9 protein-coding genes and 1 pseudogene are annotated in these 10,822 nt (G+C 65.9%); 1 reads left to right on the forward strand and 9 read right to left on the reverse strand.

Annotated elements, in window-relative coordinates; translation table 11 throughout:
• The 9 genes and pseudogenes from ABZS40_RS35595 to ABZS40_RS35635 all read right to left on the reverse strand — a co-directional run.
• On the reverse strand, positions 1 to 406 hold a 406-nt coding region (locus ABZS40_RS35595; RefSeq protein ID WP_354949018.1), incomplete at its 3' end, for a hypothetical protein.
• Between the two features lie 198 nt (positions 407 to 604).
• Complete coding sequence (locus tag ABZS40_RS35600; protein WP_354949020.1) at positions 605 to 1,789, reverse strand: protein kinase family protein; 1,185 nt, start codon at positions 1,787 to 1,789, stop codon at positions 605 to 607.
• Positions 1,790 to 1,863: 74 nt separating this feature from the next.
• Positions 1,864 to 4,272 (reverse strand): site-specific integrase, encoded by a 2,409-nt coding sequence (locus ABZS40_RS35605; RefSeq protein ID WP_354949022.1) that lies wholly within the window; start codon positions 4,270 to 4,272, stop codon positions 1,864 to 1,866.
• Positions 4,269 to 5,144 carry a site-specific integrase gene (locus ABZS40_RS35610; RefSeq protein WP_354949034.1) on the reverse strand — a complete coding sequence of 292 codons (876 nt, stop codon included), beginning with the start codon at positions 5,142 to 5,144 and terminating at the stop codon, positions 4,269 to 4,271. Before ABZS40_RS35610 ends, ABZS40_RS35605 begins: the two co-directional genes overlap by 4 nt.
• An 87-nt stretch (positions 5,145 to 5,231) precedes the next feature.
• A pseudogene (locus ABZS40_RS35615) lies at positions 5,232 to 5,423 on the reverse strand (hypothetical protein); the annotation flags it as partial.
• On the reverse strand, positions 5,329 to 5,946 hold the full coding sequence (locus ABZS40_RS35620; RefSeq protein ID WP_354949024.1) for a methyltransferase domain-containing protein: 618 nt from the start codon (positions 5,944 to 5,946) through the stop codon (positions 5,329 to 5,331). The gene ABZS40_RS35620 and the pseudogene ABZS40_RS35615, both read right to left, overlap by 95 nt.
• A gap of 104 nt (positions 5,947 to 6,050) precedes the next feature.
• Entirely contained in the window at positions 6,051 to 6,701 is a 651-nt protein-coding gene (locus ABZS40_RS35625) for a hypothetical protein (RefSeq protein ID WP_354949026.1), read from the reverse strand.
• Positions 6,698 to 8,209, reverse strand: coding sequence for a hypothetical protein (locus ABZS40_RS35630; RefSeq protein WP_354949028.1), 1,512 nt, complete (start codon positions 8,207 to 8,209; stop codon positions 6,698 to 6,700). The genes ABZS40_RS35625 and ABZS40_RS35630 overlap by 4 nt, the downstream gene beginning before the upstream one ends.
• Before the next feature lie 325 nt (positions 8,210 to 8,534).
• Positions 8,535 to 9,809, reverse strand: coding sequence for a hypothetical protein (locus tag ABZS40_RS35635; RefSeq protein ID WP_354949030.1), 1,275 nt, complete (start codon positions 9,807 to 9,809; stop codon positions 8,535 to 8,537).
• Between the two features lie 825 nt (positions 9,810 to 10,634).
• Between ABZS40_RS35635 and ABZS40_RS35640 the strand changes: the two genes are divergently transcribed.
• A partial coding sequence (locus tag ABZS40_RS35640; protein WP_354949032.1) for a helix-turn-helix transcriptional regulator occupies positions 10,635 to 10,822 on the forward strand: 188 nt, incomplete at its 3' end.

The following is a 10,822-nucleotide window of genomic DNA, read 5'->3' on the forward strand; positions in this document are numbered from 1 at the left end:
CACACAACCCGTGAGACTCGCCGGTGGCTGCTTGCTGTCCACGGACAAAACCACACGCCACCACAGACCCGAACGGATCTCCTGCTGGAGTACTAGGCCCCTCCATTCCGAGATAGCTTCGGGTCAGATCGCTGCTATCGGGGCTGATGACATTCTTCGCTACCCACTCATCTCCCAAGTGTGACGCGATCACATCCTCGGCCAAGAACTGATTGAGTGCGCCGAGGGACAAAGGAAGACTCGGATCATTTCGAGCCTTCTCAACTATCTCATCGACTACTTCCCCATACCGGAAGTAGAATACTTCAAGTTCGATATCGGTGAGACCCCGGAGGTCCACCGCCGCGGCGCGTGCGAACTCTTTGAATGAGGGAATCATCCCCAGTCGCTGATACGATTGCGCCATCACGCCTCCCTTAAGTAAGATAGGTATACACGAGTTTCCGCAGCCAGCGCAACCGATTATGATGTTGGATTGTATTAAGTGCACTAACCCCGCGAATCGATCGGACTTCCAAAGTGCACCAGGCAGGTCGCCAGGAGGGACCGGCGGCCGAGAAATTCGCAGGTGCTTTGGGATTTGGTCACCCCTTGCATCACCTCTCTATGCAGGCGTCTCAAGTGCCGGCGAGGAAGAGTCCGCAGCGAGCGCCTCAACATCAGCGATGATCGAACGAACGTCCTGATAACGGACCGAGTGATCGTGTACGACGCACCGGTCAACAATGTGCCTCACACCTCCCGAACAAGCGGTGATGTGCGTTCGCCCTGAGAAAATAAATGACAGCACGAATCCGACGGCATATATCTCGTTCAGAACGCTGTAGTCGCGAAAGCTGCGAATAGTCGGATCGAGGATGGTGCCGCGAAGCTCCGACTCAGTTCGCGTCAGACGGGAGCCGCGCTCCTTCACGAGCCCAAAGTCCGAGAGCTTCACCACCGCAGAAAATCCGTCATACCGTTTGATGAGGATGTTTCGGTAGCTGATGTCGCGATGTAGGTGCCCCTTCGAATGCAAGTAGTTCAAGCCATAAAGAAATTGAAGAGCAACGCGCTTGCGTATACCGAACGAGAGATTTGCATTGTTAACGGAGATGTATTTTTCAAGCGTGCTGTCACAGTGCTCCATTGTATACTCGTTGCGGTCGGGGCTGTAGCGATACACTTCCAAAATGTACGGGAAGCGTAGGCTTTTCAGTATTTCGAACTCCTGACGGAATCGAATTACGTCCTTGGCGCTAGTTTCGGCCTTTGCTCGCTTGAGTGCAACAGTCGTCCCATATTCAGGATCAGTGTACGAGTACACAAAGGCAAAAGCGCCCTGGCCAATCATTTTAAGTTTGACGTTCTTCCAGCGTCCTGGAATCTGAATCTCGGTGCCGGGAATGCGGAAGACAGGCTCGTACCTCTTAATTTTAATCCTCCGGAAGTCATCGGGTATTTGACTCCCATTGGACTCCTGGAGGAATTTTTTGCATTCTTCAATGAGGTGGCCGTAGTCTTCGTCGAACTCGAAAGGCGCGCCGACACGCCTAAATATCGTGCGGCTATCCTCAATCTCATCGATGAGTGCAAGCAACTCACGGCTCTCGTGCGCATTAAAGTGTCGATTCGTTCGCGCTTTGGAGTTCATGAACTCAAGGAGCGCGTCGAGACGTGCGTGGAGGTGCGAAAAGATCCGGGCTGCCGGCGTCCCCTCCGGATACAGTCGCGAATACGTCAAATCCGTCTCAATGTCCGCATACTTGGCAACGAGATCCTGCAACATCAACTCCTCAGGGGTTGCCACCCAGCCCTCCATCGCCTACTTGGCACACGTTAATTCCTGGTCAAACTGTGTAGAGCGCCACGCTCATCGCAACTCTACCGATGTTCGTTAGGTGAGCCTGGAAAGCCGAGGACCGTCGGCCCGGGGTGATTGCGGGCCGCGCGATCAAGGTGGGCGATTTTGTTCTGTGCAGCGTTGAGGCTGGTGGTTAACCCCTCAACGTCCCCATGCCAGTTGTTGGCTTTCGCTTCTTTGACCCGCTCGGCAAGGTTCCGGATGATCTCGATGAGGCGTTGCCGTTGACGTGGGTCGACGCGGAGCATGGGACAACGGACGCAGGCGTGTTCATGCGCGCACGGGGTGCCGTAGGGCCGGCCGCAGTCGCCCAGCTCGACCTTGCGCAGGCTGAAGTGCTGCTGAAATTCGGTCCACTCGCTGTCGGTCGGCTCGCGATACTCCTTGCTCGGGCGCAGCGCTCGGCGTTGGTCGACGAAGGTGCGATAGCTGCGGATCAGGTCTTCCTGGTAGACGGCCGTGTACGCCTGCGTGGTGTTGATATCGGCGTGCCCGAGGACCTTTGCGGCGATGTGGATGGGCAGTCCACCGGTGACCGCTTCGGTGGCGAACATGCGCCTGAAGTCGTGCGGTGTGTATCGGACGGGCCGGCCGGCGGCGTCGGTGATCCCGGAACGGGCGAGGGCCCCGGTGAGCAGGTTGCGGACCAGATCGTGGTGCAACACGTCGACGCGCCAGCCGTTGCGGTGCTGGAAGCCGTCGTGGTGCTGAAACAGGTGGGGAAGCTGTGGGCCCGCTACGCGTTCGTAGTCGTCGTAGCGCGCCACCAGCGGCACCGTGCCGTCGGAATCGCGGATCCGGCTGATGATGGCCGCTAGGACGCTGGCCAACTCCGGGGTGACCAGCAGTAGCCGTTCCACGTCGGTCTTGGACGGAACGATCTGCAGCAGCGGCACCAGTTCCCCGGTGTCGGAGAGGCGGTGGGACACGATGGCGAGTTGGGTAAGTTCCAGCAACTCTTCGATCCGGACGCCGGTGAGTCGCAGGGTCTCAATCACTGCCCAGGCCCAGAATGCTTCGTCCTCAGCGACCGAGACGTTGGTCCAGCTCGCATCGGCGAGGTTCTCGATGACGACGTGGTTCGGGCGTTGCCCGCGGGCGGCCCGGTGCTCGCCAGGGGCGATGCGTCGGTAGGTGACACCGCCGTGTTCGACGATGGCATCGACCGCGGTGTGCGCGGCGGTGGCGAGAAGCGCCGCGCGGTCGCTCTTCCACTGTTCGGCGCTGTCGACCAGGCGGGGCAGGTGGGGCAGGCGTTCGCGGATGCGTTGATGCATCGCGGCCGTCGTCCTGCCTCGTTTACTCGACCCTTCGATTTCGTCCCTGCGTACCGGGCTCTGAGAGACCCACGGGGCCCACGATGGATCCGACAGCGCCCATTCCGCGATGTCGGCGTAGAACGCCCGCACCGCCATGAGGACATCCCACCGATTGCGAGTCTCGCGACCGGGCCGCGGAGCCCGCACGCGGTCCTTCCACGCCTGCGCGACGTCACGTGGCAGGTCGATGGTGGCGAGGTCTGGGTGGTGGCGTTCGATGTCGGCCCAGAACTGGCCGACCAGCATCATCGCCAGGGCCCTGAGCGTGTTGTAGTCGATCCGGGTCCGCCGCTCGTCGAAGTATCGGATCAGCAGGTCACGAACAGGACCCTTGACGAATCCGTATTTGTCCACCAGCTGGGCGCTGGTCAACTGCCCGGTGTAAATCGCCGAGCGCAGCGTGCTGCCGGGCGGAAACACGTCGATATCGACCAGCATCTGCCACGCCACGTGAGAACCCTGATACGTGCAATCACGCGAGCGGCGCTTCGCAGCCAGCTGGAACGCGAGCAGGTCAGCGATCGTAAGATCCTGCAGGCCGACGCCGAGATGGATGACCAGCATCGTCAGCAGGTTCAACGCCCTTCTGAAATGCTCCTCGCCGACCCCGCGGTCTCGCGTGGACTGCTCCATCCGCGCGAACAGCTCCGGGCTCACCTGTGCCCGCACCTCGATGAACAGCTGGTTGGGGCTGTAGGACGCCAGAAAGGGGTAGCTCGGCTTGATCACCCGTAGCTTGATCAGGCACCCCAGTCCTCGGCTCAGCTCCTGCTTGCGGTGCTGGACCGACCTCACCGTCGCGCAGACTCCGGCAAAGGACCAGTCCCGCCAGCGGGATCCGAACTGCTGCTCGGCGGACTGCCACTTTGCCTGCCAGCCGTCACCGGGCAGCGTGTCCAACCACTCGAGCATCCGAGAGGTCGCCAGCCTGAGCCGGCTGACCTCCTTCCCCCGCGCCGGCCACGACGGCAGGCCGGGCAACGCGCCGACAACCTGCGCTGGCGATGCCGAGTCCAGTGCACTCCGCCGTGGACGACGAGGCGCCGCTTCGGCCTCGATGGGGAACGTGGCCTCGACGGCAGCCCACCTTGCCGGCGCCATCGTCGTCATCGCACGCCGCCGAACAGCACCGCGAGGTCGTCGGGATCGTAGCTACCGGTCACTGACCCTGGAGAGGGCTGCGGGATCTGGTCTCGGTTGGCGTGGAAGTCACGTACCCGAGCGAACAATTCGTCCTCGCGCTGCTCCAGATAGATCTGGGTACTCGACAAGTGGGTGTGCCCTAAGATGGTCTGCACATCGCGCAGCGAGAGCCGCCCATCCCGCAACATCCGGATGGCGCACGTATGCCGCAGGTCGTGCATCGTCCAGTTGGTGCCCAACTTCGTGTTGGTCCGGCGCAAAACCGCCCGCAACGTGTCGTAGGTCAACGGCAGGTGGACTCCACCAAACAGATTGACGGTCCGCCAGACCACCTCGCCAGCACCCACCGCCCCGCCGATGTCCTGAATATAAAGGCGCAGCCACACGAACGCCTCCGGGCTCGCTGGCAGCCACTGCTCGGCCCGAGTGCCCTTGCGGATGACGCGAATCAGCTGCTCACCCCAGTCGATGTCCGCGCCGTGCATGCCCAGCAGCTCCGCGGCGCGCGCTCCGGTGCTCACTGCAAACTCCAGAAATGCCTTGTCGCGGTTACAACTCATCGCGGCGAACAGGGCATCCCAGAGATCGTCTGGAACGCATCGCGGATAACGCTTCGGCAGGGGCGGGTTGTAGCGCAGCCGCCCCTCCAACCGAAACGCCGTCATCGGGTTGTGGTGGGCATTCGCCCGCGCACCACGCTCGCGATCGAGGACGACAGGATTGGTCAGCGGCCCCTCACCGCGCTCCAGCCAGAACTCGTAGAACGCGCGGACTACGGCGTTGCTGTGCCGGATCGTCGCCGGGGCATAGCCATCGCCGAGGTTCCTCTTCCTGGTCACCGGGTTCACCTGACTCGCCGAGTTTCGCGACAGGGTCCGCCGAGCCGCCACCGGCTTCGCAGCGCTTCCCAACCACAGAACAAAGTCCCTCACCTCCGTCGACGTCGCTCGGTCCCACGTCACGCCGACCGCCACGAGGAACCGCCACCACCGAAGCAACGCCAACGCATAGCTGCGCGTCGAGCTAGCCGAGCGCCCCCGCGCGGTCAAATCCCGTAAGAAGACCGCTACTGGCTCGACCTGACCGCCCACGCCGTCCAGCACCAGCCACGGCACCACGCCGCCGGACGCCGCCACGCAACCCCACAGCGGTAACCGGATCTTCTCGACCGCCCGCTGATCCTCCAGACCGAATGTCATGACCACAGGAGTAATCGCGGTCAGCCATCACGAGGATGCGCCGTGCCGGACATTGCGGAGAAGGTCCGGTCAACATGCACCAGGCCACGAGTCGTTGGTAGGGGGCGTGCGGCGGGTAGCCGGCCATTCCGTCGGCGACGTGGCAGGTGATCGTGGTAACCCCGCGTTGGTGATGTAGCCGGTTCGCCCAGCCGACCAGGTGATCGCTGATATCGACGCTGGTTACGTGTCCGGTGGGCCCGGCGTGCGCGGCGAGTAACGCGCCGGAGTATCCCGTGCCGGTGCCGATTTCCAGCACGCGCGCGCCGTCGCCGACGTTGAGGGCGATCACATCGCGGTGGATGGCTTGCGCGGCGGACCGGTGCAGGGTCTCACCGCGGTGCTCGTTGTCGACGTAGTAATGCTCCGGCACGGCATCGAGCAGTGGATCGGGGACGGTCACCGGACTCCTTCCGCGAGGTGTGGCGGCTTGCGCTCAGCACGTTTCGATGGCCGATGATGCTCGCGGGTTCAGAACTGACGCGAGCTCCGGGCGCTGTGGAGGGGCTACTCGCCCCGTTGAAGGATGCGGGCGAGCCAGGGCAGCTCGGGCAGGTGGACAGTGACGCGCTGCTGGGTCCAGGGCCGGCGCAGCGCGAAGAGGCTGAGCGCGATCCACCAGAGGGCGGCGATTCCGGCGGTGGTGGTGCGGGCCGGGCCGGTGGTGGTGGCCCAGACCATGGCCACGGTCGCGGCACCGAAGAGGACCCAGCCGAGCCGAGCGGCGACGGCCCGCCAGAGGAAGGCGAACGCGAACAGGCCGATGCCGGCGGTGCACCAGGTCCACCACAGCGTTTGAGCGTCGATGGGCAGGCCGGCGGAGTGGGCGGTGAGGTACTCGCGGACCGGGTCGAGCACGACGTGGGTGAGGTTCCAGTCGTGCAGCCAGCCGAGGCCGTCGTCGACGGCGTCGACGAGGAACCGGCCGATCCAGCGCAGCAGCGGCAGGACGAGCCCGAACAGCAGGAGCGCGACGAGCAGCATCCCAGCGACACCGGCGGCCGGGAGAAGCCATTCGGGCGGCCAGTCGTCGCTGTTGCGGGTGCGGTGGAAGCGGCGCCATAGGTCGCCGGCCCACTCGTTGAGCATGGGTGCCCATCGGGCGTCGGTGTCTTCGATCGGCGCCGGCCGGGCTGGCGCGGTGGTGTCGGTGCTCATTTGTCGTCCTCGTCCTCGTCTTCGTCCTGGTCGACGTCGTCGACGGCGATGATGACCGACTCACCGCGGCGGGCGGCTTCCAGTTGGGCGCGGGTCAGCACGGTGCGGTCGGGCAGCTTGCGCGACAGCAGGGCCTCCAGGCCCTCGGGTGCGCCGTCGATGGCTGCGGGGGCTTGGGCGTTGATGTCGTCAAGCAGCGCGTCGACGAGCAGCGCCAGCGATCCGGGGCCGGATCCGCCGTAGCCCCAGCCAAGGCCGCAGTAGGAGTCGCGGGGTGCGGGGTAGATGGTCCCGTCGGCGGTGCGGATCCAGACCGGTCCGTCAAGGATCAGCTCGGCCAGCGGCGCGGTCGCGGGCAGCCGCTGCGGCATGGCGGCGATGTAGTCGCCGCCGCCTTTGCGCCAAACGGGGGCGTCGGTGTCGGGGTCGATCAGCGCGTCACCCGGTTCACCGGACCGGGTGAGCAGCTCGAACGCGGCGGTGCGCTGGGTGGGGATGAGTCGCTGCGCCCACTTGTATGCCCAGGTGCTCTCGACTTCCTCGATGTGCTGCGGGTTGCTGTAGGGAAGGTCGGCGCCGGCGTCCCAGTCGTTGACTTCGCGGACGCAGCGGCGGGCGAGGTCGTCAGCGCGGCCGAGCAGGTCGAGCCAGCCGGCGCGGCGCTGGGTGGGCTCGATGTCGTCCAGGTCGGCTTCGGGCACCGACAGGGGCTGGGCCGCGATCCGTAGCACCCCGTCGGGCAGTTTGGCCTTCTCGACCAGCTTGATGGTCTGCTCGGCGGAGGCGGCGGCTTGGGCGTGTGCGAGACGTGCGAGGTTGACCAGTACCCGGGCGGCGGGATGGGCTTCGGGGTAGGTGGAGGCCGTCGTGAGCAGCGCGCCGGTGTCGAGTGCGGGAGCGGCCATCGTGGTGACGGGGTCTGTCGACGGCTCCCAGTTCAGCAGCAGCTGCTTGTCGCGCAGGTTCAGCGGCCACCACGGCAGCCGCTGGCCCAACACTTCGGCCAGTTCGAGCCACGTCGGGGTGTAGGTGCGATCGGGAAGGCCGGGCAGCAGAGCTTTGAGTTCCGGCCCGTGCCGCAGCGAGAAACCGCCTGATACCACTACCAGCGCGCCGTCACCGCGTGGGGCGAGTTGCTCGGCCCACCGCCGGTGCTGATGCGGTGTCCGCTGGCGGGTGGGCAGCGGCCACACCAGGTGGACCGGGCCCTGCCGGGTGTGCCAGAGCAGCGCGACCGCCCCGGGCAGCTCTACGGTGCGGATGAAGGCGGTTTTGTACGGCATCGGTGGCCAGGCCGTCACCGGCACCCGCCCGGACCACCGTTCTTCGCGCTGGCTTAGCGCCCAGGCGTAGGCGTCGTCTTCGGACCACCACAGCTGGCCGTCGTCGACGCCCGTCGCGGTCAGCTTCCCGGTCTTGACCCACCACCACACGGTCAGCCGGGGCACACCCAGCAGCTGCCCCACCGCGCCCATGCCGAGCCGCCGACGGCCCTGCGGTTCATCCACGCCCGCGATCCTCCGTAACGAAGAGACTGCCCTGTGTCACTGCCGCACCAGAGTGCCAGAGCGGTCCAAAACCGGCTACCCGCTGCCGCCCGCGCGTTTTCGGTCGGAGGCACCGCCGGCGTCGCTAACAGCCGGGTCGAGAGGGCAAGTGCGTGCCCCTGGCGCTGAGGTCGCCGAGAATCCCAGATCACCCCGTGCGCTCGGTCGGGGCGCGGCCGAAGATGACGGTCGTGTCGGCGATGAACCGCGATCGCGTCAGAGGGCGCGCCGCGTCGACCCCTTCGAGCGGTTCTGTCGGCTCGCGCAGGCGTAACCGAGTGGCCCCTTACAGCTCGCCCAGGATGCGAGTGCGTTGCTCGGCGTACTCGCCATCGCTGATCAGCCCCTGCTGATAGACGGCGGCGACCTGGCGGAGCCGGTCGGCGATCGGGCTGGGCGGTGCAGTTGTCGGGTCGGGGTGGGGATGCGCGACATGGTTGTCGGGATCCAACCCGACAACGTGCTCGACGATCGGCGCGCTGCCAGGCGGGGTTGTGGTGTCGACGGTGCCGGCGATGCTCCAGAAGTGTTCGTCGACGGCGGTGGCGCTGCTGGCGGCGCCGATGAGGGAGCGCAGGGTGTCCGGCTCGCAGGTCAGCACGGTGGTCAATCGGGTGCCGTGGGCGGCGGTGGGTACGAGGCGCCCAGCGAGGATGTCCATCGTCACCGTGGTTGCGATGTCCGCCCTGCTGGCGAGCTCGGTGGGGGAGACGCCGGTGAGCTCGGCGTAGACACACAGATAGCGGGCCAGCGCCCGGCGCGCCGGTGGTGCCTGCGTGTCGATTCCGGCGACGAGGAGTCCGAAGCGGACCCGGCGGCGGGCGGCGGGCAGGTCCGGCAGGTCGATGACCGGCGTCGAGCGCAGGCCGGGCGCGGCCACGAGTTCGAGCGCGACGCACTGGCGCGCGTACTCCTCGCGGATCGTCGCGACCTCCGCGGCGATGGTACGAACCCGCAGCAGCTCATCGCGTGTCTGGTGGAACTGCGCTTCGAGTTGGGTGGCCTGGCGGACCGCTTCGTTGCGGGCGTTCTCCGAGGCTCGCAGGTTGCTGACGTGGCGCTCGGTTTCCGCCTTGAGGCGCTCCTGCAGGCGGGCGACTCGGCGTTGCAGGACCGGAATGGCGGGTTCGCTTTCCGGGACGTTGCGCTGGCCGGGTTTACCCGGTGGGCGGCTGACCGGACCGTTATAGCCGTCAGGGAGTTGGCCGCGGGCGCACTGGTACCAGCCCGCAGCGAGGGCCCGGATGCCGGCGTGGTCGCAGCTGTCGGGCAGGCAGGCGATGATCAGCTCGGTCATCTCCCAGGTCGGGCCGAGGCGGTAGCGGCTGAGCTGCTCGGACAGCTTCTGCCGGTTGAGACCGGGGTAGTGCAGCCCTCTGTTGCGGGCGTGCTCGAGGATCTTCGCCTGCCCGCCGACGCCCAGGTAGGCGTCGATGAGCCCGCGCATGTAGAGGGTGTACTCGGCGGCGTCGGGGTTGGCGCACCGCTGGCGGATCGTGGGCTCGTCGACGGCGTACGGGCGGGCGTTGCGGCGCGGCGCGGGGTGCTGGCCGGTGCTCATGCGGTCGTCCTTGGTGCACGAGGGTGGCCCGACAGCGGTCGATGTTGTCGGGAGTTGGTCCGGACTCCTTTCCCGACATTAGGGACGTCGAGGAAAGTTATCCGCGCCGATCGGTGCTGACTGGCTGGTCGGTCAGGGGTGCTCCGTGCTGCTTGGTTGAGCGCCGGGTTAGCGCGGAGCACCCGCCATCCTTACATCATGCGAGAAGGCGGTGACAGAGTGCAGCCCTCACCGAGCATTCGGCGGGTTACGGCCACCCTTGGCGCACTGGTTGTGCGGGCTTGGCAACGCCGGGCCGGCGGAACCAGTCGTCCAACCCGACCGGCGCGTCATCATCCCAAGCACCGTCGTCCACGTCCGTGGCCGCGGCGCCCACGCCGGCGACGTCCCTAGGCGCGGCAGGGTCGTCGAGCCACCGCGTTAACCACCGGTGACGCGCGCCGCCCCCGCCGATCGCGAGGCCCGAACGTTTCGCGTCCAGCGTCGAGGGCGGCGCGCCAGCGGAGCAGCTATGGGGGGTAGCCGAACCGGATCACGCGACCATTCGCTGATCATGCAGGTGGGGTCTCCGTCAGCTGCCAGGCCTTCCAATAGGGCTCGCTTGCGCCCAGTCGTACTGTGAAACTCAGGCCTTGGATTTCTGGTGAAGGCGACAGCGATGTGACGGCAGTACGCGCAGCGATGGGCTGCCGCGCCTGGTGCGGAGATCCGGGCGCCGTCACCTGGTAGCGGACCCGGCCCCTCAGGCGCGAGCGCTCACAATGGCCGTCTGCACACTCGTGCGACTGCATGGCAGACGGCAGCAGGGAGGGTGGGAGAAGCCAGTTGGTTACCGACTACGGGGACGGCGACGGCCAGGAGACGGGTGCCACCACACGGGCAGCGCAGGACGCGTTCGCTCAGTTCGTACGCCACGCAGTTGACGCCGCTCATGACGAGCATGACTGGTCGATCACGCAAGTGGCGGCACGTAGCGGCGTCGGACGCTCCACCATCTTCCGGTGGCTCTCCGG

The organism is Micromonospora sp. NPDC005324, assembly GCF_040607155.1.
Classification (GTDB): Bacteria; Actinomycetota; Actinomycetes; order Mycobacteriales; family Micromonosporaceae; genus Micromonospora; species Micromonospora trifolii.